Origin of the sequence: Streptomyces sp. NA02950, from assembly GCF_013364155.1 — a bacterium.
Classification (GTDB): domain Bacteria; phylum Actinomycetota; class Actinomycetes; order Streptomycetales; family Streptomycetaceae; genus Streptomyces.
In genome coordinates this window covers 5,260,853-5,287,107 of record NZ_CP054916.1, presented here as the reverse complement: position 1 = coordinate 5,287,107, position 26,255 = coordinate 5,260,853, and the positions used below count along the sequence as shown (strand labels likewise).

General features: G+C 73.1%; 25 protein-coding genes. 5 read left to right on the top strand and 20 right to left on the bottom strand.

The window, feature by feature from the left end; all coding sequences use genetic code 11:
• Positions 1-121: 121 nt before the first annotated feature.
• The 5 genes from HUT19_RS23185 to HUT19_RS23165 all read left to right on the top strand — a co-directional run bounded on the left by HUT19_RS23185 (position 122) and on the right by HUT19_RS23165 (position 4,272).
• Positions 122-1,210 carry an S-(hydroxymethyl)mycothiol dehydrogenase gene (locus HUT19_RS23185; protein WP_176182297.1) on the top strand — a complete coding sequence of 363 codons (1,089 nt, stop codon included), beginning with the start codon at positions 122-124 and terminating at the stop codon, positions 1,208-1,210.
• Positions 1,207-1,845 (top strand): MBL fold metallo-hydrolase, encoded by a 639-nt coding sequence (locus HUT19_RS23180; protein ID WP_176182296.1) that lies wholly within the window; start codon positions 1,207-1,209, stop codon positions 1,843-1,845. The genes HUT19_RS23185 and HUT19_RS23180 overlap by 4 nt, the downstream gene beginning before the upstream one ends.
• 104 nt (positions 1,846-1,949) lie before the next feature.
• A complete protein-coding gene (locus HUT19_RS23175; protein WP_176182295.1) occupies positions 1,950-2,447 on the top strand; it encodes a hypothetical protein in 498 nt (165 codons plus the stop codon).
• Positions 2,448-2,558: 111 nt separating this feature from the next.
• Entirely contained in the window at positions 2,559-3,563 is a 1,005-nt protein-coding gene (locus HUT19_RS23170; RefSeq protein WP_176182294.1) for a zinc-binding dehydrogenase, read from the top strand.
• A gap of 397 nt (positions 3,564-3,960) precedes the next feature.
• Positions 3,961-4,272, top strand: coding sequence for a hypothetical protein (locus HUT19_RS23165; RefSeq protein ID WP_176182293.1), 312 nt, complete (start codon positions 3,961-3,963; stop codon positions 4,270-4,272).
• Between the two features lie 244 nt (positions 4,273-4,516).
• Here HUT19_RS23165 and HUT19_RS23160 read toward each other — a convergent pair whose 3' ends face one another.
• The 20 genes from HUT19_RS23160 to HUT19_RS23060 all read right to left on the bottom strand — a co-directional run bounded on the left by HUT19_RS23160 (position 4,517) and on the right by HUT19_RS23060 (position 26,221).
• A complete protein-coding gene (locus tag HUT19_RS23160) occupies positions 4,517-6,424 on the bottom strand; it encodes a BTAD domain-containing putative transcriptional regulator (protein WP_254885733.1) in 1,908 nt (635 codons plus the stop codon).
• 27 nt (positions 6,425-6,451) lie between these two features.
• The gene (locus HUT19_RS23155; RefSeq protein ID WP_254885732.1) at positions 6,452-7,237 is read right to left on the bottom strand and encodes an IclR family transcriptional regulator; all 786 of its coding nucleotides are present in this window, start codon (positions 7,235-7,237) and stop codon (positions 6,452-6,454) included.
• A gap of 11 nt (positions 7,238-7,248) precedes the next feature.
• Positions 7,249-8,046, bottom strand: a complete 798-nt coding sequence (locus HUT19_RS23150; RefSeq protein WP_254885731.1) for a thioesterase II family protein — start codon at positions 8,044-8,046, stop codon at positions 7,249-7,251.
• Positions 8,047-8,159: 113 nt separating this feature from the next.
• The gene (locus tag HUT19_RS23145) at positions 8,160-8,999 is read right to left on the bottom strand and encodes a LuxR family transcriptional regulator (protein WP_254885730.1); all 840 of its coding nucleotides are present in this window, start codon (positions 8,997-8,999) and stop codon (positions 8,160-8,162) included.
• 88 nt (positions 9,000-9,087) lie between these two features.
• Positions 9,088-9,819: a hypothetical protein gene (locus tag HUT19_RS23140; RefSeq protein ID WP_254885729.1), complete on the bottom strand. Its 732-nt coding sequence runs from the start codon at positions 9,817-9,819 to the stop codon at positions 9,088-9,090.
• A 50-nt stretch (positions 9,820-9,869) separates the two neighbouring features.
• Complete coding sequence (locus HUT19_RS44345) at positions 9,870-10,247, bottom strand: hypothetical protein (RefSeq protein WP_368661748.1); 378 nt, start codon at positions 10,245-10,247, stop codon at positions 9,870-9,872.
• A gap of 180 nt (positions 10,248-10,427) precedes the next feature.
• On the bottom strand, positions 10,428-12,020 hold the full coding sequence (gene serA / locus HUT19_RS23130) for a phosphoglycerate dehydrogenase (protein WP_176187183.1): 1,593 nt from the start codon (positions 12,018-12,020) through the stop codon (positions 10,428-10,430).
• Between the two features lie 44 nt (positions 12,021-12,064).
• Positions 12,065-13,069: a 2,3-diaminopropionate biosynthesis protein SbnA gene (gene sbnA / locus HUT19_RS23125; protein ID WP_176182290.1), complete on the bottom strand. Its 1,005-nt coding sequence runs from the start codon at positions 13,067-13,069 to the stop codon at positions 12,065-12,067.
• A gap of 40 nt (positions 13,070-13,109) precedes the next feature.
• Positions 13,110-14,153: a 2,3-diaminopropionate biosynthesis protein SbnB gene (sbnB, locus tag HUT19_RS23120; RefSeq protein ID WP_176182289.1), complete on the bottom strand. Its 1,044-nt coding sequence runs from the start codon at positions 14,151-14,153 to the stop codon at positions 13,110-13,112.
• A 51-nt stretch (positions 14,154-14,204) separates the two neighbouring features.
• Complete coding sequence (locus tag HUT19_RS23115) at positions 14,205-15,185, bottom strand: TauD/TfdA family dioxygenase (protein WP_176182288.1); 981 nt, start codon at positions 15,183-15,185, stop codon at positions 14,205-14,207.
• 13 nt (positions 15,186-15,198) lie between these two features.
• Entirely contained in the window at positions 15,199-17,583 is a 2,385-nt protein-coding gene (locus HUT19_RS23110; RefSeq protein ID WP_176182287.1) for an amino acid adenylation domain-containing protein, read from the bottom strand.
• On the bottom strand, positions 17,580-18,296 hold the full coding sequence (locus HUT19_RS23105) for a 2-hydroxychromene-2-carboxylate isomerase (RefSeq protein ID WP_176182286.1): 717 nt from the start codon (positions 18,294-18,296) through the stop codon (positions 17,580-17,582). The genes HUT19_RS23110 and HUT19_RS23105 overlap by 4 nt, the downstream gene beginning before the upstream one ends.
• Positions 18,293-19,057, bottom strand: a complete 765-nt coding sequence (gene fabG / locus HUT19_RS23100) for a 3-oxoacyl-ACP reductase FabG (protein WP_176182285.1) — start codon at positions 19,055-19,057, stop codon at positions 18,293-18,295. Before fabG ends, HUT19_RS23105 begins: the two co-directional genes overlap by 4 nt.
• Positions 19,054-19,899, bottom strand: a complete 846-nt coding sequence (locus HUT19_RS44340; RefSeq protein ID WP_368661704.1) for a 3-hydroxyacyl-ACP dehydratase FabZ family protein — start codon at positions 19,897-19,899, stop codon at positions 19,054-19,056. The genes fabG and HUT19_RS44340 overlap by 4 nt, the downstream gene beginning before the upstream one ends.
• The gene (locus HUT19_RS23085; protein ID WP_176182284.1) at positions 19,896-21,005 is read right to left on the bottom strand and encodes a beta-ketoacyl synthase N-terminal-like domain-containing protein; all 1,110 of its coding nucleotides are present in this window, start codon (positions 21,003-21,005) and stop codon (positions 19,896-19,898) included. The genes HUT19_RS44340 and HUT19_RS23085 overlap by 4 nt, the downstream gene beginning before the upstream one ends.
• Positions 21,002-22,015: a hypothetical protein gene (locus HUT19_RS23080; protein WP_176182283.1), complete on the bottom strand. Its 1,014-nt coding sequence runs from the start codon at positions 22,013-22,015 to the stop codon at positions 21,002-21,004. The genes HUT19_RS23085 and HUT19_RS23080 overlap by 4 nt, the downstream gene beginning before the upstream one ends.
• 36 nt (positions 22,016-22,051) lie before the next feature.
• A complete protein-coding gene (locus tag HUT19_RS23075; protein WP_176182282.1) occupies positions 22,052-22,822 on the bottom strand; it encodes an alpha/beta fold hydrolase in 771 nt (256 codons plus the stop codon).
• Positions 22,819-23,796: a beta-ketoacyl synthase N-terminal-like domain-containing protein gene (locus HUT19_RS23070; RefSeq protein ID WP_176182281.1), complete on the bottom strand. Its 978-nt coding sequence runs from the start codon at positions 23,794-23,796 to the stop codon at positions 22,819-22,821. The genes HUT19_RS23075 and HUT19_RS23070 overlap by 4 nt, the downstream gene beginning before the upstream one ends.
• Entirely contained in the window at positions 23,793-24,926 is a 1,134-nt protein-coding gene (locus HUT19_RS23065) for a beta-ketoacyl synthase N-terminal-like domain-containing protein (RefSeq protein ID WP_176182280.1), read from the bottom strand. Before HUT19_RS23065 ends, HUT19_RS23070 begins: the two co-directional genes overlap by 4 nt.
• Entirely contained in the window at positions 24,923-26,221 is a 1,299-nt protein-coding gene (locus HUT19_RS23060; RefSeq protein WP_176182279.1) for a beta-ketoacyl synthase, read from the bottom strand. The genes HUT19_RS23065 and HUT19_RS23060 overlap by 4 nt, the downstream gene beginning before the upstream one ends.
• Between the last annotated feature and the right edge of the window lie 34 nt (positions 26,222-26,255).

Here is a 26,255-nt window from a genome sequence, read left to right as displayed (position 1 = left end):
GGTGAGGCGGTAGGCCGGTAAAGGCGGTACGAAGCGGTACACAGCGGGACAGCGGACCGCACCGGAAAACCGGTGCGGTCCGTTCCTGTTGTCACCGCTGATCGGCGCTTACGCTGCTGTCATGACTCAACAGGTACGCGGCGTGGTGGCCCCCGGAAAAGGCGAGAGGGTCAGGATCGAGACGATCGTGATCCCCGACCCCGGCCCCGGCGAGGCGGTGGTGCGGGTGCAGGCGTGCGGTGTCTGCCATACCGATCTGCACTACCGGGAGGGCGGGATCAACGACGACTTCCCCTTCCTGCTCGGCCATGAGGCGGCCGGGATCGTGGAGTCCGTCGGCGACAACGTCACCGAGGTGGCACCCGGCGACTTCGTGATCCTCAACTGGCGTGCGGTCTGCGGCCAGTGCCGGGCCTGCCGCCGCGGCCGCCCCTGGTACTGCTTCGACACCCACAACGCGTCCCAGCCCATGACGCTCACCGACGGCACCGCGCTGACCCCCGCCCTCGGCATCGGCGCGTTCGCCGAGAAGACGCTGGTGGCCGCGGGCCAGTGCACCAAGGTCGACCCGGACGCGTCCGCGGCCGCGGCCGGGCTGCTCGGCTGTGGGGTGATGGCCGGAATCGGCGCCGCGATCAACACCGGCGCGGTCGGGCGCGGCGACTCGGTCGCCGTCATCGGCTGCGGCGGGGTCGGCGCCGCGGCGGTCGCCGGGGCCCGGCTGGCCGCGGCCGAGAAGATCATCGCGGTGGATGTGGACGACCGGAAGCTGGAGTGGGCGCGCGGGCTCGGCGCCACCCACACCCTCGACGCCACCCAGGGCGACGTCGTGGAGCGGATCCGCGAGCTGACCGACGGCAACGGCGCCGATGTGGTGATCGAGGCGGTCGGCCGCCCCGAGACCTACCGGCAGGCGTTCTACGCCCGTGACCTGGCGGGCACCGTGGTGCTGGTCGGCGTCCCCACCCCGGAGATGAAGCTGGAGCTGCCGCTGCTGGACGTCTTCGGCCGCGGCGGTGCCCTCAAGTCCTCCTGGTACGGCGACTGTCTGCCGTCCCGCGACTTCCCCATGCTGATCGACCTCTACCGGCAGGGCCGGCTCGACCTGGACGCGTTCGTCAGCGAGACCATCGGCCTGGACGACATCGAGGAGGCGTTCGCCAAGATGCACCGCGGTGAAGTACTCCGCTCGGTGGTGACGCATCGATGACCCCTCCGCCCGTACGCATCGACCACCTCGTGACCTCCGGCACCTTCTCGCTGGACGGCGGCACCTGGGAGGTGGACAACAACGTCTGGCTCGTCGGTGACGACCACGAGGTCTACGTCATCGACGCCGCGCACGACGCGGACGCCATTGTCGAGGCCATCGGCGGCCGCAGGCTGCTGGGCATCATCTGCACCCACGGCCACGACGACCACATCGATGCCGCCCCCGCCGTCGCCGACCGCACGGGAGCGCCGATCCTGCTGCACCCGGAGGACGAGGTGCTGTGGCGGATGCGCCACCCGGACCGGGCGCCGGACCAGCCGCTGGCCCACGGCGACGTGCTCACCGTCGGCGGGGCCCAGCTGCGGGTGCTGCACACTCCCGGCCACTCCCCCGGTGCGGTGTGTCTGCACGCCCCGGCGCTGACCACGGTCTTCTCCGGGGACACGCTCTTCCAGGGCGGTCCGGGCGCGACCGGGCGCTCGTACTCGTCCTTCCCGACGATCATCGAGTCGATCCGGGAACGGCTGCTGGCGCTGCCGCCGCAGACCGTCGTGCGCACCGGGCACGGTGATACGACGACCATCGGCGACGAGGCCCCGCACCTGGACGAGTGGATCGCCCGCGGGCACTGAGGCGGCCGTGACCGGAACGGGGCGCCGGGCCCGTCCCCGGCGCCCCGCGGCGTCCCCGGCGCCCTCGGGTGAGGGTCTCCTCGGCTCATGACACCATCGACCGCGTGATCGACCTGGGCTACTCCCTCTCCCGCCGCTTCCCGGATCCGCCGCAGACGGACTACCGGAGCGCGGACCAGCGTGCGCTGCGGCACGATCTGTTCTGCGGGGACGTCTATCTCGCCGACACCCGCGAGGACCGTGAACTGTCCACCGCCTGGGGCTGGGTTCCGGTGCTCGACTTCGCCTGGGCGCTGTGCGACATCGTGGAACGGCTCGACCGGGACCCGCGCGGCAGCCGCTCGTCGACCCCCGTCCACGCGGAGCTGGACTTCACCGAGTCCACCGACCGGCTGCTCTTCGAGCGGCGCTTCGGCTGGGTGGACATCACCGCCGACTGGGTCCCGGCCGGAAAGCCGCCGCTGACCTTCGACCACGCGGCGCTGCGCCGTGAGGCACGCGACTTCCTGCACGATCTGCTCGCCGATCTCGTCGACCTGCACGAGGGCCTGGGCGACAACCCCGTGGTGTGGGACCTCCAGTCCCGCTTCCCGCGCGTCTGACCCTGGCCGGCCGTCCTCGGGACGGCCTTGACTTCAACCTTTGTCGAGGTTGGAGGCTCACAGGGCAGGGGCACCGATCACCCGGTGCGCCACCAGCCTTGGGAGAATGCCATGCACGCCGTACGACTGCACGCCTTCGGCCCCGCCGAGAACCTCGTCCTGGAGGAGACCGACGACCCCGTACCCGGTCCCGGCCAGGTGCGGATCGCGGTCGCCGCGGCCGGGGTCCACCTCCTGGACACCGCGCTGCGCGAGGGACTGACCAGCGCGGTGCACACCGCTCCCGAACTGCCCACCGTCCCGGGCCGGGAGGTCGCGGGCACGGTGGACGCGCTGGGTGCGGGCACCGACCCGGGATGGCTGGGCAAGCGGGTGGTCGCCCATCTGGGCATGGTGCCCGGCGGCTATGCCGAACGGGCCGTGGTCGCCGCCGGGAAGCTGCACGAACTGCCGGACGGACTGGACGAGGCGCAGGCCGTGGCCATGATCGGCACCGGCCGGACCACGATGGGCATCGTGCAGTTCGCGGAGCTGACGGCGGACGACGTGGCGATCGTGACCTCGGCGGCGGGCGGAATCGGCCAACTGCTCGTCCAGTACGCGAAGAACGCGGGCGCCACCGTCATCGGACTCGCGGGCGGCGCGGCCAAGGTGGCGCGCGTCCGTGAACTGGGCGCCCGGATCGCCGAGGACTACAACGACCCGGCCTGGCCCGAGCGGGTCCGGGCCGCGCTGGCCGGGCGTACGGCCACCGTGCTGTTCGACGGGGTGGGCGGCGACGCGGCGCGGGCCGGGGTGGAGCTGCTCGGCCGCGGCGGACGCCATCTGGTCTTCGGCTGGTCCTCCGCGGGGCTGCGGGGCGGCGGGCCGCTGGAGCTGGACGAGCGGGAGCTCACCGAGCGCGGGATCACCTCGACTCCGGTGCTGGGCCCGCCGATGCTGGAGCGGGCCGGTGGCCCGGACCCGATGCGCACTCTGGAGGAGCGCTCGCTCGCTCAGGCGGCGGCCGGGCGGCTGGTCCCGGCGGTGCAGCGGTTCCCGCTCGCGGAGGCGGCCGCCGCGCACCGGGCGCTGGAGAACCGCGCCACGATGGGAAAGGTCGTGCTGATCCCCTGAACCGGCCGGCCGGGAACGGGAATTCCCGGGGGTTCGGATTTCGGTGCGGAGTTGCCGCCTGGCGGGGGTCCAGGCGGCGGCTCAGAAGCTAGCAGCGGGTGGAATACCGGTGCGATCGCAATGCAAAGAATTTGATCTCACTACCCCTCCGCCCGTCCCCGGCCGCACCATGACAACGGTGTCCACGGCGTGCCGCGCGCCCGCTCCGTCCCCGCTCCGGCCTGCGCCGAACGACCGCCGCCGACGGATCTATCAAACGTCTATCGCCGACCCCGGCCGGAGAATAGGACGGTGATGGGAGCGTATTCCATGCTGGTTCCGCGGCACCGCTGTCGGGGTCGGCATGAAAACCGGGGAGGAAACATTGGAAACGAACACGACGGAGATCCTCGCCAGAATGGAACGCGACTACACGACCTGGCTGGAGCAGGGCGGGCTCAGTCGTATGGTGGATCTGGACGGCCGTGATCTGACCGACCCGGCCGTGTTCGCCGAGGTGATCAGCGAACTCGCCCTGGAGGCACACCGGGCGGAGTACACCGGATCGCTCGCGGGCCAGTCGCTGATGAGCGACGCCAGCGCCCGCTGGGCCAGCCTGGTGGCGATCTTCATCAACGCCGTGCACAACGACACCCTGGACGCCCTGCGCGCCGAGAACTCCGTGATGGCGGCGAGCCTCGACGGCGGCCACGCGGGCGGCTGCGGCTGAACCACCCGTACGTACTGCCGCGTCAGCCGAGGGCCGCCCCGCTCGCCGCCCTGGCACGCTCCCCCGGCTACCGCTGGGAGGTGCCCCCTCTCGCCGCGTTGGCCGAAAGCCCGAGCAGGCCCACTGCGAGGGCTTCCGGCCGCCTTGCGATCGCACGCGCCAGGACACCTCGCTCCCGGGCAAACCGTGACTGACGCGGCAGTACCTGGGCCGGCGGCCACCGCGCGGTGGCCGCCGGCCGGGCTCAGGCCACCAGCGCCGGACCGGGGAACCCGGTCAGCTCCGGCTCGGCCGCGTCCTGCTCCCGGGCGAACTGCCGCACCAGGGAGCGGAAACGGTACTCCAGCCGGTCGCCCCGGGCCGAGAGCTCCAGCAGCCGCGCGGTGGTGAGGGAGTCGAGCGCGTCCTCGGCGCTCGCCTCGGACCAGCGCAGCTCCGCCGCCGCGTCCCGGGCGGTGAACGCCGCCGCGTACCGGTGGGCCAGCGCCCGGAAGGCGTGCCGGGCGTCCGCCGCGAGCCGGATATGGCTGCGGCGCAGCGCGGCGCGGACGGAGAGGCTGCCGAGGGAGAGTTCGCCCAGCAGCCGTTCCACCGGGGCCAGCCGGTTGGCCAGATGGTCCAGCCGCCACTGGGGCTGGGCGGCCAGCCGGGCCGCGCAGATCCGCAGCGCCAGCGGCAGTCCGTCGCAGCGCTCCACGATCCGGTCGGCCGCTTCCGGCTCCGCCGCGACCCGTTCGGTCCCCGCGACCGCGGCCAGCAGTCCGCGGGCCTCCGCCGCGTCCAGCGGGTCGAGCCGGACCAGCCGTACGCCCTCCACGGAGGTGAGCGGCGAATGGCTGGTGACCAGGGTGCGGCAGCCGTCGCCGACCGCGAGCAGCGGACGGACCTGGCGGTCCTCGACCGCGTTGTCCAGGACGACCAGGGCGCGGCGGCCCGCGAGGCGGCTGCGGTAGAGCTGGGCCCGTTCGTCGAGGGCGGCGGGCAGATCGTGGGGGCCGACCCCCAGGGCGCGCAGAAACCAGCCGAGCACATCCGAGGGATCCTTGGGGGTGCCGTCCTCGGCGCGCAGATCGGCGTAGAGCCGGCCGTGCGGAAAGGCCTGGCGGCAGCGGTGGGCGGCGTGCACGGCGAGCGCCGAGGTGCCGGTGCCGGGAGCGCCGGTGAGCACGATGCCGCCGGTGCCGCGGGGATCGTCCAGTGCGGCGCGGAGTTCGGCGAGCGGCTGGTGGCGGCCGGTGAAGTCGGCGATGTCGGGCGGCAGCATGGCGGGGACCAGCCCCGCCCAGATGTCCGCCGGGGGCGGTGCGGCCCCGGACCCCGTCCCGCCTCCGGAACCGCTCCCGACCGCCGGCGTGAAGGCCCTCGGTGCGGCGGCCGGTCCGGTCAACTCGCCGGCGATCAGCTCCCGGTGGAGTCGGCGGAGGGCGGCCCCGGGATCCACGCCCAGTTCGTCGCGGAGCGCCCGGCGCCCCCGCTCGTACACGGCGAGCGCGTCGGCCTGCCGGTCGCAGCGGTACAGGGCGGTCATCAGCTGATAGCGCAGGGACTCCCGCAGGGGGTGTTCGGCGACCAGCCGGGTCAGTTCGGGCACCGACTGGGCATGGCGGCCGAGGGCCAGTTCGGCCTCGATCCGGTTCTGCACGGCGGCGATCCGGGCCTCTTCCAGGCGCGGCAGTTCGGTCTCCGCGAGACGGCCGGTGACATCGGAGAGCGCGGGGCCGCGCCACAGGGCGAGGGCGGCGGTCAGCCGGTCGGCGGCGGTGGCGTAGTGATGCGCGGCCAGTGCGGTACGGCCCTGTTCGGCCAGCCGCCGGAACTCGTCCCAGTCGTAGCGGGCGTCGCCGACGTCCATCGCGTAGCCGCTGCCCCGGCGTTCGGTGCACAGCCAGGGGCCGCAGCGCTTCCGCAGCCGGGAGACATAGGTGTAGAGCTGCGCGGTCCGGGTCGGCGGCGGGGTGGGGCCCCACAGCAGCTCGCTGAGCCGGTCGTCGGAGAGCACCCGGCCGCCGGAGAGCAGCAGGGCGGCGAGGACGGTGCGCTGTTTGGCCCCGTCGACCGGTACCGCCGCCCCGTCGACCCGGACCTGCACCGGACCGAGGATCCGGAACTCCACGTGCGGCGGGCGCTCCTGACCATCACATTCCAGCCGCAAAGCTGCACTCCTCCGGGCTTGTGCCTGTCAGCATCCTGACAGTTCGCTGAGTCTGACGGCGGCGTCGATCGTGTCGCATCCGTACTCCCGCCCGGGGTGCCGGGTGAGCCGGCCGATCGGCCCGGAGAGCGACACCGCGGCGATCACCCGGCCGCCGGGGCCGCGGACCGGTGCGGAGACGGTGGCCATGGCGGGCTCCCAGCCGCCGAAGCTCTGGGCCCAGCCGCGGCGGCGGACCCCGGAGAGCATGCCCGCGCTGAACCGGGCGCCGCGCAGCCCCTCGTAGAGCAGCTCGGGCTCGTCCCAGGCCAGCAGCACCTGGGCGACGGCCCCGGACTTCAGCGGGAAGGCGCTGCCGACCGGCACGGTGTCGGCTCCGGTGCCGCGCGCCTCGGCGGCGGCCACGCACACCCGGAGCCGGCCGCGGCGCCGGTAGAGCCGGGCACTGGCGCCGGTGCGGTCGCGCAGGTCGGTGAGGACCGGTTCGGCGGCGAGCAGCAGCCGGTCGTGGCGCGCCTCGACGACCATGTCGCCCAGCCGCGGGCCGAGCGCGAACCGCCCGTCGCGGTCGCGGGCGACCAGCCGCAGCCGTTCCAGGGCGAGGGCCAGCCGGTGCACGGTGGGCCGCTTGAGGCCGGTGGCGGAGACCAGGGTGGCCAGGGTGGCCGGACCGCTCTCCAACACGCCGAGCAGCAGCGACGCCTTGTCGAGTACGCCGACGCCGCTCTCCAGCCGGGGCGGGCCGGGCTGAGCGGGCCCGGCCGCCCGCCGTGCCGCGGGGTCAGCTGTTGTTGTCATCGTCAAGGTGGCCATGGCAGTTGTCCTCAGCCGAGGTGGGCGGCCAGCGCGTGGAGGACGGCCTCCCGCTGCTGGACCAGGTAGAAGTGGTCTCCGGGCAGCACCGTGAGGTCGAACCCGGCGGGGGCCACGGCGGCCCAGGCCCGCAGGTCGGCCACGGTGACGCGGGGGTCGCGGTCGCCGATGAGGCCGACGACGGGGCAGCTCACCGGGATCGGGGTGCGCGGCCCATAGGTGCCCACGGCCTTGAAGTCGGCCCGGAGCGCGGGCAGCACGAGCTCGCGCAGCTCCGCGTCGTCCAGCAGCGCGGACTCGGTGCCGCCGATCCGGTGGACCTCCGCCAGCAGGGCGCGGTCGCCGTGGCGGTAGGTGTCCTTGGGGGTGACCTGGTGGGGTGCCTTGCGGGCGGAGACGACGAGTGCGTCGAGGCGGATGCCGTGTCTGCTCTCCAGCCGCAGCGCCACCTCGTAGCCGACCGAGGCGCCCATGCTGTGGCCGAAGAGGGTCAGCGGGGTGTCGGCGAACGGCAGCAGCGCGGCGCTGACTTCGTCGGCGAGCCGCTCGATGCTGTCGATGGCGGGTTCCTCCAGCCGCTCCTGGCGGCCGGGGTAGCGGGTGGTGAGGAGCTCCACCCCGGCGGGGAGCACACCCTCGGCGACCGCCCGTCCCCAGCTGTGGAAGAAGCCGGCCGAGCCGCCCGCGTGCGGCAGGCAGACCAGCCGTCTGCGGACCTCCCCCACCGGGGCGTACCTGCGGAACCACCTGCTGTCGACACCGACGGCCATCGTCTGCTCGCCTCCCCGTGCGAGAAATCCGTGATTCACCCTACGGACCGGACAGCCCGGATTCCCCTCATCTTTTGTAGCGGTGCGGCTCGGTGTCCGGCAACGTGGCTTCATGAAGCTGCCAGCGGGTTGCGGAAAATCAAGAATGCCGTTCATCTTCGGTTGCCGGGGGATTGCGAGAGCAAAAGGCCCAGTTCGGCGGCGCGCACACCGGCCTGAAATCGGGAGGTGGCGCCTAACAGCGCCATAATTTCGGCCACATATCTTCGGTAGGTGCGGACCGACATGGACAGTTCACGGGCGGCGACGTCGTCGGTGATCCCGGCGCGCAGTCGCTCCAGGATCTGCTGGGCGATCTCGGTGCGGGCCTTGTCGCCGAAGTCGATGCGGTCGGAGACCACCACGGCGTTGCGCCAGACCCCGTCGAACAGCGCGAGCAGCGGCCGGATCACCCCGCCGGAGCGGATGACCGAGGCCCGGCGGCCGACCGCGGAATCGGCGCAGACCAGGGCGTGTTCATGGTCGGCGATGACGGCGGCCAGGGCGGGGATCCGGGCGACCCGGGTCTCCACCCGGGGTTCGGCGACATGGCTGGTGACGAACCGCCAGTCGAGGGTGGCCGGGGTGCACAGCAGCCGCACCGTCAGCTCCTCGTGGTCGTCGGCGGCCAGCAGCGCGGTGAGGGCCTGGTGAACGGCGCGGGAATAGCCGGGTTCGGCGGCGAGCACCACATCAACGCGCGTAGTGGCGTCGGCGACCAGTTGTGCCGCGGTGTCGACCGCGGTGTCCCGGCCTTCGATGACGGCGACCGTCGCGCCCTGGTGCATCCGGTCGCGGCGGCGTACGACGGTGGAGGCCAGCAGCGCGCTGACTTCCAGGAGTTCCTGTTCGAATTCATCGCCGACGCCGGCCTTTTCCAGGCTTTCCAGGCTTTCCAGGCCGCGTTCCGGCCGACCGGTGCCGGACGCCCGGTCGGGCATCACCGATGCCACACCACTCACCCCCGTGTGAGTTCCGTTCAACGGACGGCGCCGCCGAACATTTCTCCAGCTCTGTGTCCCCCCGCGCCCCGGCGGCGCCTCAGTCGTTCGACGACAGCAGCCCCAGCTCGACCGCCCGCACCCCGGCCTGGAACCGGGAGCTGGCGCCCAGACCGCGCATGATCTCGGCGACATGGCGGCGGTAGGTGCGCAGCGACACCTCGACCTCCCGGGCCGCCACATCGTCGGTGTAGCCCTGACAGAGCCGCTCCAGGATGCGGCGGGCGGACTCGGTCCGCAGCCGCTCGCTGATCCACTCGTGCTCGGCGGGCTGGACGGCGCTGCCCCAGGCGCCCGCGAACAGCAGGTCCAGCGCCCGGACCAGGGCCGGGTCCTCGATGACCGAGACCACTTCCTCGCCGCCGCGCTCCAGCCGGGAACGCACCATGGCCACCCGGCCGTCCACGATCAGGGTCTCCGCCAGGGCCTGGGTGACCCGGAGCTGCACATGGGCCCCGCCGCGTTCGGCGACCGCCCGTACGGCGGACTCCCGCAGCGATTCGGGGGTGCACAGCAGCCGGGCGGGAATGCGCTTGCGGCCGCCCGAGGTGAGCCGGCCGACGGCGGCGCCGACCGCCTTCGCGCGGTCGCCGCCCTCCGGCAGGGCCGCACTGACCCCGTGCTTGGCCTGGCTGATGAGCACCTCGACGGCATTGGCGACGGCGGCTTCGTCGCGCTCGAGGGTGACGATGGAGTTCCGGGCCGCCGTGCGGCGATGCAGATTCACCGTCGACTCGATCAACTCGCGGGCCTGGAGCAGCGCTTCTTCCACGCTGTCGGCCGTTCTCGAGGAATCGGATGCCTTCGACGGACCTGTCATGCCTACCCCCGAGACGTTACGACGAACAGCGCGGCCCACGGCACGTCGATCGACCAGGAGTGACCCATCGGTTGACCCATCGGTTGACCCATGAATGTATTGCTGGTGACCAGGGTCCGACCGAAGGGGAATCGCCTGAGCATCCGAGCGGAACTCCGTGAACGGGAAAAGCTGCGAAGCACGGAACACTTCACCAAGTGGCTCCCGGCCGAGGTTAGTTTGAGCGGTGTACGGCAGTCAACGCACCGGAAACGGTCAAGAGTCGGCAAAGTCCGCTTCTCATGGATGACTTCCCGTCCACCTGGGCGGCGACGAGTCCGCCTTGTCAGCAACTTACGCCACCCAACCGGAAACTCTCCCCCATTTCGCCCCACGACCATCACCCTACGCACCGATCTCGCGACCTTCGGCTATCATCACGCCTCTCTCTGTCCTCTTGCTGCCACCTCCGGAGCAATAGCGGGACTGACCCCGCGCTATAGTCCGGCCGTCGCGCAAATTGCTCCGGTCTTCCATCGGATGCGGAATACAGGAATCTATACAACCGTCTTCCGGAGTTTTTATCCGCCGTCGCCCAGCGTCCACCAGCGCGTCGCCCGCACCTCACCGGCGACTTCCGCCAGCAGCTCGGGTCGCACCGGGGCGTCCACGCTCAGCGCCACCACGGCATCGCCGCCCGGCGCCGTCCTGGCCAGCGACATCGCGGCGATGTTCACACCCGCCGCGCCCAGCGCCGCACCGAGCGCGCCCAGCGCCCCGGTCCGGTCCGGACATCGGACGAAGACCGCCTCACCGGCCAGCGGGAAGTCGATCGGCAGCCCGGAGATCTCCACCAGCCGGGCGCGGCCGCCGGGTTCGGTGAGCGTCCCGGTCACCGACGCCTCGTCGCCGTCGGGGAAGAGCGCCCGCACCGTCACCGCCGAGTGATGGCCCAGCGCCTCCCGGCCGGTGGCGGCGACCGCCTCCAGACCGCGTTCGGCGGCCAGCGCGGGGGCGTTCACATACGACACCCCGCCCTCCACGGGACCGGTCAACGCGCCCTTGAGCGCGCCCAGTTCGAGCACCCGTACATCATGCTCCGCGATCTCGCCGCAGGCCACCGCCTCCAGCCGCCCCGGCAGCCGCCCGGTGGCCGCGACCAGCAGCCCGGCCAGCCGCTCGGTGAGCACCAGCCAGGGCGCGAGACCCGGGGCGACCGCCCCGGCCCGTACGTTGACCGCCTCCGGCAGCAGCGCACCGGCCAGCGCCCGCCGCACCGAGGTGGCCACCGAGACCCCGGCCCGCTCCTGGGCCTCGGCGGTACCCGCGCCCAGATGCGGGGTGACCACCACCGAGTCCAGCTCGAACAGCGGGGAGGCGGTGCAGGGTTCGACGGCGAACACATCGATGCCCGCGGCGGCCACCCGCCCTTCCTTGAGCGCGGCGTACAGCTCTGCCTCGTCCACGATGCCGCCGCGGGCCGCGTTGACGATCCGCACCCCCGGTCTGAGCCGGTGCAGCGCCTCGAACCCCAGCAGCCCGGTGGTCTCCGGGGTGCGGGGCAGATGCACCGAGATCAGCTCGGCGCGCTCCAGCACCTCGTCGAACGGCACCAGCCGCACACCCTCCTGGGCGGCGTGGGCTGGCCGGACATACGGGTCGTAGGCGATGACGTCCATGTCGAACGCCCGCATCCGCCGGGCCACCAGGGTGCCGATCCGGCCCAGCCCCAGCAGTCCGAGCGTCTTGCCCGCCAGCTCCACCCCCGAGAAGCGGGAGCGCTGCCACCGCCCGGCCTTGAGCGCCGCGTCGGCCTGCGGGATGTGGCGGGCCACCGACACCAGCAGCCCCACCGCCAGCTCCGCCGCGCTCACCACGTTCGCGGTGGGGGCGTTGACCACCATCACCCCGGCCGCGGAGGCGGCGGACACATCCACATTGTCCAGCCCCACCCCGGCCCGGCCGATCACCCGCAGCCGGTCCGCCGCGGCCAGCGCCTCGGCGTCCATCCGGGTCGCGCTGCGGATCAGCACGGCGTCGGCCCCGGGGAGGGCGGCGAGCAGCGCGGCGCGGTCGCCACCCGCGCAGTGGCGCACCTCCACATCCGGCCCGAGCGCGTCCACGGTGGCGGGCGACAGCTCCTCGGCGATCAGTACGACGGGCCGGCGGACCACGGGCTCGTCCATGGCATGCCTCCTGGAACGTTGCGGAAAGGGGCTCAGCCGACGCCCGCGACCAGCCGGCCGGCCGGGACCGGCGGCACCGGCGGTTCGCCGGCCACGGCGTCGTAGTGCTCGGCCACCCACTCCGGGTCGTACACCGAGTCGAGATAGCGGTCGCCCTGGTCGGGGGCGATGGCCACCGCGGTCGGCCGGTCACCGCCCGCCCGTGCGGCCAGCCAGCGCCGGGCGCCGCCGACCACCGTCCCGGTCGAACCGCCGAAGAGGAAACCGCGCCGGGCCATCGTCCGGCACGTCTCGATGGTCTCCCGCTCCTCCACCAGCACCACGTCGTCGACCAGTTCGGTGTCCAGCAGCGGTGGCCGCACCCCGGCGCCGAGCCCCGGGATCAGCCGCCGCGCGGGCGGCCCGCCGAAGGTCACCGAGCCGACCGAGTCCACGGCCACCACGGTCACCGACCGGCGGTGCTCCCAGAACCAGCGGGCGCAGCCCATCAGGGTGCCGGTGGTACCCGCGCCGACGAACAGCACGTCCAGCCCCGGGAACTGGGCGGCGATGGCCGGGGCGGTGGTGCGGTAGTGAGCCGACCAGTTGTGCGGATTGGTGTACTGGTTGAGCCAGACGTAGCGGGGGTCGTACGCCACCAGCCGCTGTACGTAGTCCATCCGCGCGCCGAGCAGTCCGCGGGTCCGGTCCGGTCGGCTGATGGTGAGCACCTGCGCGCCGAAGGACTGCATCTGGCGGCGGCTCGCGGGGTTGCAGCGCGAATCCGTGACGCACAGGAAGCCGTAGCCGCGGCTGGCCGCGATCATGCTCAGCGCGATGCCGAGGTTGCCGGAGGAGGACTCGACGATGACCGAACCCGGGGTCAGCACCCCGTCGCGTTCGGCGGCGAGCACCATCTCCCGGGCGGCCTTCAGCTTCACCGAACCGGCGAAGTTGAAGCTCTCGCACTTGAGGAACACCGGGATGTCGCACACCGCGGCGAGATCCACATAGAGGTCCTCCACGTTGATCTCGTGCGGGGCTTGGATTACGGGCACTTCATCACCGCGATTCGTTGGGGGCGCCGCTGCCCGGCGCTCAGGAGCCGGACCGCCCGTAGCGGCTGAGCTCGTGGAAGAAGCCGTCCACGACCGACAGCTCACCCGCCCGGGCCAGCCGGTCGTGGACGAAGCGGCCGAGCGCGATGTCGAGCACGCCCAGGCCGAACGGGGAGAACACCACCGGGCGGTCGGCGGGCAGCTCCACCCGGCCCTCCAGCACGTCGTACAGGGTTCCGGCGATGAAGTCCCGGTTGCCGGTGAGCCGTTCCACCAGATGCGGGGAGGTGTCCGCCTTCAGACAGTGGTCCACGTCGTCCACGACATTGGTGGCGCCCAGCAGGATCTCGGGGGCCAGATCGCGCAGCGACACATGCAGCACCAGCGGGTTGTGCGCGAACCAGGCCGGGTCGTGGATGTGCGGGGTGCCCGCCACCGTCGCGAACACCACCAGGTCGCTGGCCTCGATCAGCTCCCGGGCGGAGCCGTGCACCACCGACGGGGCGGCGTCCGGACGCGAGCCGAGGTACCCGGCGAAGCCCTGGGCGTGCTGTGCGGACAGGTCGAAGACGCCGACCTCGTCGAAGCTCCAGCCGGTCGCCACCAGATAGGTGTGGATGTAGCGGGCGATCAGTCCGGTGCCGACGAAGCCGATCCGCCGCGGCCGCTCGCCCCGGGTGAGCCTGTCGGCGGCCAGCGCCGCCGAGGCCGCGGTGCGCGCGGCGGAGATGATCGAGGACTCGAGGCAGGCGAACGGATAGCCGGTGGTGTGGTCGTTGAGGATCAGGACGGCCGAGGCGCGCGGAATGCCCGCCGCCACGTTCTCCGGGAAGCTGGAGATCCACTTCAGTCCGTCGGTGGGCCGCTCCCCGCCGACCGAGGCGGGCAGCGCGATGATCCGCGAGCTCGGCCGGTCGGGGAAGCGCAGGAAGTACGACGGCGGATTGACGGTCCGCTGCTCGCCGTGCAGCCGGTAGACCTCCTCGACCAGGCTCAGGACCTGCTTCTCGTGGCCCGAGAGCACGTGGTCCACCTGGGCTCCGGAGATGACGGCGAAGGGCGGCACGCCGGACTGCGGGGACATGTTGGGCTCCATCCATGACATCGGTGGCGGTGGGTGTCGGTACAGCGGGGCTCAGACCGGGTCCGGGATCCGCACCGGGTCGCCGAGCACCACGGCGATCTCGCGCTCCCCCTCGTACGGTTCGCGGCTGTGCGCCATCCGCAGGTTGTCCACGACCATCAGGTCCCCGGCCTGCCAGGGCTCCCGGAGGGTGTGCTTCTCGTAGACGCCGTTGATGGCCAGCACGGTGTCCTCGGCGATGGCGCCGCCGTCCCCGTAACGGCTGTTGAACGGCAGGCCGTCGGCGCCGAACTCGAACGTCAGGTACTCGCGGATGACCGGGTCCAGCGTCCATTCGTTGAGGAACGCGATCTGGTTGAACCAGCCGCGGCGGCCGTCGGCCGGATGGCGCAGCACCGCGGCCGAACGCTGCCGGGTACGCAGATCGCCCCCCGGCCGCCACTCGGTCCCGATGCCCCAGCGGGCGCAGTACGCGTCGATGCCCTCGCGGGACGCGGCGCCGAAGGACTCCTCGCGCCCCACGCCGACGGTGTCGGTGTAACTGCGGTCCAGCCGCCAGCCGTTCCGCTCGAACCGCTCGACCAGCGCCGGGTCCAGTGACTCCAGCACCGTCCGGGAGTCGGCCACCCCGGTGATCCCGCCGGAGGCGGGCGGGGTGAGACAGCCGAAGAGCAGGGTGGCGGGCACCTCACGGCGATAGCTCAGCTCGTGGTGCATGCACATCGGCTGGTCCGGCGGCCACTCCGAGGAGGAGTACACCCCGTCGGCGAGGAGCCGGCGGGTGGCGAACCCCTCCCGCTCGGTCATCACCCCGTCCAGCAGCTCCCGGCCGACCCGGCCCACCGTCGCCGCGTCGGCGAGGCCGAGCCCGCGCACCAGCACCGCGCCGTGTTCGGCGACGGCGGAGCGCAGCGCGGTGCGGTGGGCGGCGGCCCAGGCGGCTGGGTCGGCGGGCGGCGGCCCGTCGAGCCGGAGCACGGCGGGGCGGTCGGCGAGGACCTCCGCCGGGGGAAGCGGGGATTGCACGGCCATCGTCGGGAAGTCCTCACGTCTCGGGGGCGGCGTCGATCAGCGCGGCCAGCTCGGCAAGTACGGGGCGGCGGTGGAGGTCCTCGAGCGTGAAGCGGCGCTCCATGCGGACGATCAGCCGCACCGCGGAGAGCGAGGTGCCGCCCCGGTCGAAGAAGTTCTCGGCGCGCCCGATCTCCTCGGCGGGCACCTTCAGCACTTCGGCCCAGGCCCCCGCCAGCCGCTGTTCGGTGGGGGTGCGCGGGGCCTGGTGGCCCATGTCGCCGCCGCTGTCGCCGAGTTCGGCGGCCAGGGCGCGCAGCGCCTTCTTGTCGATCTTGCCGTTGCCGGTGAGCGGCAGGGGCTCCAGCCGTTCGATCCGGCGCGGCACCATGTAGCCGGGCAGCACCTGGTCCAGCTGTTTGCGCAGTACGTCGGCGGGTTCGGCGGAGCCGGACTGGAAGGCCACCAGGTGCTTTCCGGCGTCCGGGGTCTCCACGACCACCACCGCCCCGTCGCGCACCCCGGGGAGTCTCAGCAGCTGGTTCTCGATCTCGCCGATCTCGATCCGGAAGCCCCGGATCTTGACCTGGGCGTCCCGGCGGCCGAGGAACTCCAGTTTGCCGTCCGGCAGCCAGCGGCCGAAGTCACCGGAGCGGTAGAGCCGCCTGCCGGGCCGGTGCGGATCGGTGCCGAACGCCTGGGCGGTGCGCTCGGGGTCGTTGACGTAGCCGCGGCCCACACAGATCCCGGAGAACACGATCTCGCCGGGGGCGCCGAGCGGCACCGGCCGGAGCCGTTCGTCCACCACGTACACGGTGACGTTGCCGACCGGCGGGCCCAGCGGTACGGAGTCCCGCTCGGGCACCTCCGTCATCACCTCGTGGTTGGTGTCGTCGCTGGTCTCCGTCAGGCCGTAGGCGTTCATCAGGGCGATGTGCGGGAAGCGGGCGAACCAGCGGACGGTCAGCTCCTTCTTCAGCGCCTCGCCGGTGACGGACACACAGCGCAGCGCGGGCAGTTCGCGCGGCCGGGTCTCCAGCCGGGAGAGCACCACCTCCAGATAGGAGGGCACCGCCTGGAGCACCGCCACCTCGCCGCGCTCGACGGTGTCGAGGTAGCGGTCGACGTCGAGGATCGCCTCCTGCTCGACGATGAGTGTCCGCCCGCCCACCACCAGCGCGGCCACCAGCTGCCACAGCGAGATGTCAAAGGACTGCGGGGCGGTCTGCGCCACCACCTGTCCCTCGGTGATCGACTGGTCGTCGATCTTGGCGTAGAGGTGGTTGACGAAGCCGCCGTGTTCGCACATCGCGCCCTTGGGCTCACCGGTGGAGCCCGAGGTGAAGTAGAGATAGGCCAGCCGGTCGGGGCCGATGTCCAGCCCGGGGTCGGTGTCCGGGTGGCCCTCGGCGCGGGCGTCGCCGACGGTCAGCAGCTCCGTGCCCGCGGGCGCGGCCCGCTGGAGGTGGCCGGGGCCGCCCGGCTCGGTGAGGACGAGCCGGCATCCGGCGCGCACCAGGGTGCGGCCCATCCGGTCGGCGGGTGCGGACGGTTCGATGGGCAGATACGCGGCTCCAGCCTTGAACACACCGATGACCGCGGCCAGCCAGTCGAGGTTCCGCTCGGTGACCACGGCGACCACGGCCTCCTCGCCCAGGCCCCGGGCGAGGACGGCGTGGGCGATCCGGTTGGCGTGCGCGTTGAGTTCGGCGTACGTCCAGCTCTCCCCGGCGTGGACGGCGGCGACGGCGTCGGGGCGGGCGGCCGCCTGCTCCTCGAACAGCTCGTGGAACCGGCGGTCGGGCAGGGCCCGTTCGGGTCCGGACATCCCGGTGAGCTGGTGGCGCAGCTCGTCATCGGAGAGCAGGGTGCGGGCCCGGCAGGGCGCGTCGGGTTCGGTGGCCAGGCTCTCCAGCGCGGTGACGTAGTACCCCGCGATCCGGTCGGCCGCGGCGGTGTCCAGCACCCCGGCGGGGTGGCGCAGCCGCAGTTCGGCGCCGCCGGGGGCGAGGTGGAGGGAGACGGTGAGCACCACGGGGGAGTCCTCGGCCGGGGTGTGGCCGCCGCCGAGGTCGAGCACCGTCTCGTACGCGGTGTCGTCCGGCCGGGGTGCGGCGGACGTCCGCAGCAGCTCCCGCCAGCTCTCGTCACCGGCGGCGATCCGCAGCCCGGCCGGGGCGGTCCCGCCCGGGGCCACATAGCCGGTGGTGAGTTCCCGGTCGCCGCTGAGCGCGCTGAGCACCACGGTGTGCGCGGCCAGGGCCGCGGCCTGCCAGCCGCAGCCGGTGCGGCGGGCCCGCAGCCGCACCGCCGCCAGCAGCCTCGTCGGGAGCGGCCGGGAGGTCTCGACGGGGCGCGCGGCGGCCGGGCCAGTCTCCAGCGACCAGCGGGGGACGGTCCGTTGGGGTTCGGCGCTCATGGCGAGGTCCTCTCCAGCGGGTCACCGGCGGCGGCCGCCGCCGCGGGAACGGTGGCCGGGGCCGCCGCGAAGGGGGCGTCCGAAGCGCCGTCCCACGCTGTGCCGCGCACCGCGGCCACGAACGCCGAGACCCGCTCGGCGCCCCAGAACCCCTCACGGCCGTGCACGAAGTACGGCACCCCGAAGGCGTCGTCGTGGTACGCGGCGGCCAGGCAGGCCACGCCCTTGGCGCGCAGCCGTTCGTCGTCGACGGCGTCGGCGATTCCCGGGCCCAGGCCCAGTTCACCGGCGATGAGGCCGATGGTGGCCCGGTCCGCCAGATCCAGACCGCGGTTCCAGCGGGCCCGGTAGGCGGCGGCCACGAACTCCCGGCCGCGGCCCGCCTCCTCGGCGGCGAGATAGGCCAGATGCGACACCTCCCAGTGCGGCGCCCGGTCCACCGGCCAGGTCACCTGCCAGCCGCGGGCGTGGGCCCAGCGGCGGGCGTCGCGCAGGATGTAGAAGTTCTTGGCCCGCGACATGGGGACCACGGGCAGGGTGATGCCCTCGTCGGCGAGCAGCTTCTCGGACGCGGCGTCGGGCTCCCAGTACGGGATCCACTGGATCGCGTCCAGGACGTCCGGGTAGCGCTCGCTCAGGTCCCGGTACGCGAACCACGAGTACGGGCTGCGCAGCGAGAAGTACCAGCGGGGCTGTTTGTTCCGGCGGCTCACAGCACGATCCCCCCGTCGATGTGGACTACGGATCCGGTGATGTATCCGGCGCGGGCCCCGGCGAGGAAGGCCACCAGGTCGGCGACTTCCTCCGGGGTGCCCATCCGGCCGAGCGTCACGTTGCCGAGCGCCTTGTCGCGCGCGGTGTCGCCGACGGCCGCCACCATGTCGGTGTCGATGAAGCCGGGCGCCACGACGTTGACGCGTACGCCGTAGCGGCCGATCTCCTTGGCCAGCGAACGGGAGAAGCCGATGATCCCGGCCTTGGAGGCGGAGTAGTTGGTCTGGGTGGCATTGCCGTGCACCCCGGCCACCGAGGAGATGTTGACCAGGGATCCGGAGCGGCGCTTCATCATGGAGAAGGCGACCGAGCGGCAGACGTGGAAGACCCCGTCGAGATTGGTGCCCACCACCGAGCGCCAGTCGTCGTCGCTCATCATCACCATCGCCTTGTCACGGGTGATTCCGGCGGAGGTGACCCCGACGTCCACCGGGCCCAGCTCGCGTTCGGTGCGCGCCACCCACACCCGGACGGCATCCGGGTCGGACACGTCCACCCGCTCGGCCAGCACCCGGGCGCCCAGCGCCTCGGCCTCCTTGGCGAGGAGTTCGGCGGCCTCGGGCCGGGAGTGGTAACAGAAGCCGATGTCGTAGCCGTCCTCGGCCAGCTTCAGCACCGTGGCCCGGCCGATGCCCCGCGATCCGCCGCTGATCAGCGCCACCGGCCGGTCGTCGGCCTGCCGTCGCACATCCTGTGTCATGAAGTCGCCTCCTTCAGCGCGCCGGCCGGCCGGAAGGCCATCACCATGCGCGCCACGGACATCACCGGGCGGCCGCCGCAGCGGCTCTCGCCCTCGAAGATCACCGAGTCGCCGAGCGAGCGCGCCACCGTGACCCGGTGCTCGATCAGCTCACCGGGGTGGACGGGGCTGTGGAACTCCGCGTCGGCGACCGAGCCGAACAGCATCACCTGACCGCGGGTCTCCGGGGCCCCGGCCGAGGCCAGCAGCCCGGCGGTCTGCCCCCAGGACTCGACCACCAGCGAGGCGGGGTAGGCCAGGCCGGTGCCCGCGGCGATCCCGGCGTACCAGGGCTCGTTGAGGGTCACGGCCTTGACCGCCGTCACCCGCTCCCCGGGCACCAGCTCCACCACCCGGTCCACCAGCAGCATCGGATAGCGGTGCGGCAACAGCCCGGCCACCGCGGGGCCGTCCCGGTCCGGGGCGCCGGTACCGTCCGCGGGCCGGTAGCGCAGCCGTACGGAGGCGGCGTCACCGCGCGGGGTGACGGCGGAGGCCGAGCAGCGCCAGCCGTCGTCCCGGCGGCGCCAGGTCAGCTCGAGGTCGAGGACGTCGCCCGGGTAGACCGCGCCGCCGAACCGCGCCGAGCCCACGGCCGCCAGGGCGACCGGCTCGGGGGCGGTGGCGAGCGCCGCGCGGTGGGCGCACTCCACCACACAGACGCCGGGGAAGATCGGGAAGTCGGGGTAGTGGCCCGCGAACACCGGCTCGGCGGCGTCGATGTGCACCCGCGCGGCCGCCTTCCCGCCGGCCGGCGGCGCCACGACGCTCACCCCGGCGGCGACCGGGCTCACGCCGTTCACGCCGCCACCAGCCGCAGTACGGCACAGACCAGTGAACCGTCCCGGTCGGCGGAGGTCACCACCGCGAGCCGGCCGGCCGCCTCGTCCGACAGCGCGGCGGTGGCCAGCAGAAAGGCGATCTGGAAGGTGGCCGAGGCGGCCGAGACGTCGCCCAGCCGCCCCACCCCGGGCACCCGCTCCAGCGCCTCGGCGCCGAACAGCGCGGTCAGCGCGTCGCGTTCGTCCCGTCCGAGCCGCCCGGGGGCGTCGCCGGGGCTCGCGGCCCAGACGTCCCGGGGCCGGGCGCCGGCCGCCTCCAGGGCCGAGGCCACACACGCCTCCAGCACCGGCCGCACCCGGTCGCCGGTGGCCACCCGGGTGCGCACGGACAGGATCTCGGCGAGTGGGGGCCGGCCGGGGCTGACCGCGTCCGGTCGCTGGACCAGCAGCACCGCCGCGCCCTCGCCCAGCGCCACGTCCTGATCCCCGCGGCTGTGCCGCTCCAGCCAGTAGCGGGCCCGGGAGAACTCCTCGGCCGCGGCGCACAGCACCGATCCGGCGCGCCCCGACGCCAGCAGCCGGGCCGAGTAGTGGAGGGCGGCGAGCCCGGCCGTACGGCCCCCGGCGAGCGTGGTGTTGGGGCCCCGGATGCCGTACCAGATGGAGCACTGTCCGGCCGCGCAGTTCATCACCGCGTTGGGCATCACGGCCGGGTCCACGTCGAACGGCGCCTCGCCCTCCAGGGAGGTGCGGGTGAAGTCCATCATCGACTCGGCGCTTCCGGTGGTGGTGCCGAGTACCAGCCCGGCCCGTTCCCCGGTCTCCCGCTCCCGGTCCGCCTCCGGCTGGTCCAGCAGCCCGCCGACCGCGCTGACCGCGAGACCGGTCACCCGGTCCATGGAGCGGGTGCCCTTCTTGCCGAGCACCTGGCGGGTCTCGAAACCGGGCACCAGATGGGCGGTTCCCCCGGGCACCCGCCAGCGGGCGGTGTCCACCGGGGCGCCGGTCGGCCGGCCCGAGCGGAGCCCGTCCACCAGCGCCGGGGCGCCCAGGCCGTACGGGGAGACCGCCGACCACGCGGAGATCACCGGTGGCGCGGCCGCCGGTGCGCTTGTCCCGCCGCTCATACGGACGCTCGCTTGGGGCTGCTGAGCGCGGCGACGGTGGCCTCGTCGAGGGTGGCCATCGCCCACTGGTTGGGGGCGTGTTCACGGAGGTAGCCATGGGTGATGGTGCCGGTGGCGGTGTGCACCAGCTCCCCGCCGCGGATGACGTAGCAGTCCATCCGGGCGGTGTAGAGCAGGCTCTTGAAGATGTCCTCGATGGTGTAGACGGTGTAGAGCTCCTCCTCCATCACCGTCTCGTCCAGCAGCCGGATCCGGGACCGGGTGACGACCGGGATCCAGCCGCGCGAGTCCAGGACCTCCTTGATGGGCAGCCCCCGGTCGGCGAGGAACAGGTCCTCGGCCTCCTCCATCACCCGCAGGAAGCCCGACATCTGCACGCGCTCGTTGAAGTGGCAGTAGAAGTACGGCATCCGCCAGCGCCACCCGAACGCGTTCTCCTCGCCGATCAGCTGGGCCAGCACCGGGTCGGCGGTGCCCGTGGTCCCCCGGCCCTCGGCGAGGCCGCCGTACGGGCGCGGGGTGACGGCCAGTTCGCGGCGGTCCCCGGTGCCGAGCCGCGGTACGGCGAACCGGCCGAGCCCGGCGGGGTACTCCCCGGACGGGGCGATGTGGCCGTCGACGCGCAGCGCCACCCGCACCGTGGAGCTCGCGCATGTGACCCGCCGGCCGTCGCGCTGGACGAACTGGCGCACGGTGAAGGTGAGTTCAGCCGCCTCGGCCTTGGTGGCGGGGACCACCTCCGCCTCCACCTCGTCGTCCACCGCCAGCAGCGCGCCGAGCCGGGAGCGCAGCTCCACCACCTCGAAGCCGAGCCCATACCGCTGGTACAGCTCGCCCACCGGGAGCCCGGCCGTGCGGAAGTGGTGCAGCACCGCCGCCTCGGCGACATAGTTGATGTGCTTGAAGCCGATGGCGTAGCTGATGTTGTTGCCTTCGAACACCGGCCGCAGCCGCACGGTGGTCGGGGCGTCCAGCAGAGCCGACACGGCCGGATCTGACACCGGGCCCATCGCAGTCTCCTTCGGTTCCAGGGGTCGTTTCCGGATTCAGGTGCCGACGGGGTACGCACCGCTGTCGCTCCGGGCGCGCCGGGCGAGTCCGTCGAGGAAGTCGTGTACGGCGCCGGTGAACCACCCGGGGCCCTCCAGCATCGGGAAGTGGCCGCCACCGGGCAGGATCCGGGCCCGGCCGCGCGGCAGGGCGGCGCCCAGCGCGCGGGCCTCGGCGACATCGACGGTGGCGTCCCGGCCGCCGCCGATGACCAGACACGGGGTGCCGATGGTGTGCACCGGGACCAGCGGGGTGCTCAAGTAGGCGTCCAGGAAGCGCAGCCAGCCGTAGGGGCCGACGAACTCGCAGAGCCGCTGGGCGATATCGGCCCGCAGCTCCGGGTCGATCGGCCGGTCACCGGACTGGAGCCGGACGCCCTCGGCCATGGTGGCCGGGAAGGACTCCAGCAGCGGCGCGATCACGGCCCAGGGGAAATCGTCCGCCGACGGCCGGTAGAAGGGGTTCACCAGCACCGCTCCGGACACCTCCAGCGGGTCCCCGGCCAGCGCGCGGCGGCCGAGCAGCTCCAGCAGCGGCATCGAGGCGAAGGAGTGGGCGACCACCAGATCGGCGCCACCGGGCACCGCCGCGAGCACCTCCTCCAGCAGCCGGGCCGAGTCCCGCTCGTGCCGCCATCCGGTGATCCCGGCCCCGCTCCAGGGGAGTTCGGGCGCGTGGATCTCCGTGTCGGGACGCCAGTGGGCGGCGCACGCGGACCAGATGCCGCCGCTGTTGCCCAGTCCGTGCAGCAGGACGACCCGTTTCACGCCGCACGCTCCGCCGCGAGAGCCGGATCCGCGGGGCGGGCCGGAGGCTCCACCGGGAGGAAGGCCGTACCGGTCGCCTCGGTACCGGCCCCGCCCAGCAGCGCGTACACCGGTCCGGTCCGGCCGGAGTCGGCCCAGCCGACGGCGGCCGCGCACTGGAGCAGCCCCAGCGCGCCGGAGCACTCGCCCCAGCCGGACAGCCCGGCCGTCGCCGCGCCGGACGGGACGAGCGCCGGATCGGGGCACAGCCACAGCGCGCCCTCGTCCGGTACGGCACCGGTCAACCGGGCGGCGGCGTCGGGCAGTTTCCCGGTCCGCACCGAGGGGCCGAGCAGCAGCCGGGGAGCGGCCACGCCCACCGCGTCCGTACGGTCCACCGCGTCCGTACGGCTCACCACCACGGCCGCGCCGCCGTCGACCACCGGTCCGCCGGTCAGCCGCCGGGTGATCTCGTTGTCCGGTTCGACCCCGATCACCAGCATGTGATCGGCGCGCCCGGACCGCAGCGTCAGCCCGGCCCAGCGCAGGGCGTCCAGCCCGGAGGTGATGCCGTTGCACACCGTCAGGTTGGGTCCGCGCAGCCCGAAGCGGATCGCGGTCTCGGAGGCGATGATGTTGCTGGAGGCGTTGGGGGTGTCCATGGGGCTCAGCCCGCCGGTGGTCTCCCGGGCGATGGTCTCCACCGCCCGGCAGACGGTGTCGGCGTTGCCCAGGTTGGAGCTGACCACCACCCCCACCCGGTCGCCGGGGAGCCGCGGGCCGTCCTGGCCGAGCAGTCCGGCGTCGGTCAGCGCGGCGGCCGCCGCGCACAGGCCGAGCTGGGTGGCCCGGTCGCTGAAGCGCAGCCCCTTCCTGCCGATGAGGTCGGCGGGCCGCACCGGCTCGGCACCGGCCACGGGGCCGCGCAGCAGCCCCGCCGGGTCGTTCACCCCGGGCAGCACCACGCCCGTGCCCGTGATCGCCGTCCCCGTCATGCCGCACCCGCCACGATCGCGACGGCGTTGACCCCGCCGAAGCCGAATCCGTTGATCTGCGCCATCCGCACCGGGGTGGTGAGCGGGACGTCGCGGACCAGCCGCAGCCCCGCGCCTTCAGGCAGCGGATCGGTGAGATGGGCGATCGGCGGCACCCGGCCGCTCTCCACCGACGCCAGCGCCACGATCAGGCTCATCAGCCCGGCGGAGCCGGAGGTGTGGCCGGTCAGCGACTTGATCCCGGTGAGGGCGGGGCCTGGGCCGCCGAACACCCCGGCCATCACCTCCGCCTCGGTACGGTCGTTGAGCGGTGTTCCGGTGGCGTGCAGCACCACCAGGTCGATGTCCTCGGGGCGGCTGCCCGCCGCCCGCTGTGCCCGCTCGACCGAGGCCCTGACTCCGTCCGCGTCCGGCGCGGTCTGGTGGTGGGCGTCGCAGTTGACCGCGACCGAGCGCAGCCAGCCGCGCACCGGGCGGTCCGCCACCTGCTCCCGGCGCAGCACGACGGCCGCGGCGCCCTCGCCGAGGATGGTGCCCCGGCGGGCGCGGTCGAAGGGGCGGACGACGTCGGGCGGATCGAACTGCACCCGGTCGGCCAGGCCGAACATGGACTCCGTCACCGTGTCGCAGCCCGCCACGATCACCGTGTCGCTCTCGCCCTGTTCCAGCAGGTCCCAGCCGAGTGCGAGCGCGTAGAGCGAGGCCGAACAGGCGCCCGCGAAGGTGTGGGTGTCGTACGCGCCGAAGCGGCGGCGCAGCGCCGGGCCGAAGTCGAGGCCCCCGGCGTCGAACGGGACGCCGTCGCGCCACCACAGCTCCAGCGAGCGCAGTTCGCGCAGTCCGGTGCCGACCAGCACCGGTGTGCCGCCGAGGTCGTCGGGGAGCCCTGCGTCGGCGGCGGCCTGCCGGACGGCCTCCAGCAGGAAGCGGGTGGCGCGGCCGGGTTCGTCGGTGCCGTCGTCGCCGGAGCGGTCGTCGATCTCGAAGAGCTGCTGGGCGGTGAACCGTCCGCGGTCGAAACCGCGCAGCGGGCCGAGCCCGCTGCGGCCCTCGCACAGCGCGGTGAAGATCTGCCCGGGGTCGTCCCCGATGCTGGCGACCGCGCCGACGCCGGTGATCGGATAGCTCATGACACGCTCCCGGCGAGCGGGCGGTCCACGGCGCCCGGGGCGCTCTCGCTCTCGCTCTCCTCGTATCTTCCGAGGATCACGATGGCGTTGTTGCCGCCGAACGCGAGCCCGTTGTTCTGCACCACCCGCAGATCGGCGTCCACGGCCCGGTTGGGCACACAGTCGATCTCGCAGGCCGGGTCGGTGGTGGTGTGGTTGATGGTCGGCGGGATGAAGCCGTGGGTGATGGCGAGCCCGCAGGCGATGGCGCCCAGCGCGCTGGCCGCGCCCATGGTGTGGCCCAGCATCGACTTCAGCGAGATGGTGCGCGGGGTGGCGTTCCCGAACACGTCGCGGATGGCCCGCGATTCGGTGATGTCGTTGGCCTTGGTGCCGGTGCCGTGGGCGGAGATCAGATCGACCTCGTCCGGTTTGACCCCGGCGTTCTCCAGGGCGATCCCCATACAGGCGGCGACGCTCGCCCCGTTCGGCGCGACCTGGTGGTAGGCGTCGCAGTTGAGGCCGTAGCCCAGCACCTCGGCGTAGATCCGGGCACCGCGCGCCAGCGCCGATTCCAGGCTCTCCAGCACCAGCACCCCGGCGCCCTCGCCGGTGAGGATGCCCTTGCGGTCGATGTCGAACGGCCGGCAGCACTCGGGGGCGATGGTGCCCAGCCGGTAGAAACCGGTGAAGGTCTTGCGGCACATGGCGTCCGCGCCCCCGCACAGCGCGAACTCCACCTCGCCGGAGCTCACCGCGTCGAAGCCGTAGCCGATCGCGTAGTTGCCCGCGGAGCAGGCGGTCGCGATGGTCAGCGCCTCGACGTCGGTGAGCTGGAGCTCCTGCGCGATGGTGGTGGACAGCCGGGCGGCCGGGACCCGGCGTACGGTCTGCCGGTCCATCCCCTCGGGCCCGTCGGCGAGTTCGGTCTCCACCAGCCGGTCGAGCTCGAAGGACTCACCGTCGGTGGTGCCCACGGAGATCAGGCCGCGCCGGTCGGCGAGCCATTCGGGGTCGAGGCCCGCGTCCGTCACGGCCATCCGGGCCGCCGCGACGGCGAACCGGCTGGCCCGTCCGAGCTCCTGGACCGGGGTACGGGTGATCCACTCCTGCGGGTCGAATCCCCTGACCTCGCATCCGTTGACATGCGCGAAACCCTCGGTGTCGAACACCGAGATGGGGCTGACTCCGCTGCGTCCCTCCCGAAGGCTCCGGGTGAACTCGGCGGCGCCGATACCGATACTGGAAATGACGCCGAAACCGGTGAGCACCACACGGCGTTTCACCGCCGCGGCACCGGGACGTGACTCGGACATGGTGACTTCCCTTTTGACTCGGCGGCCACGGGCC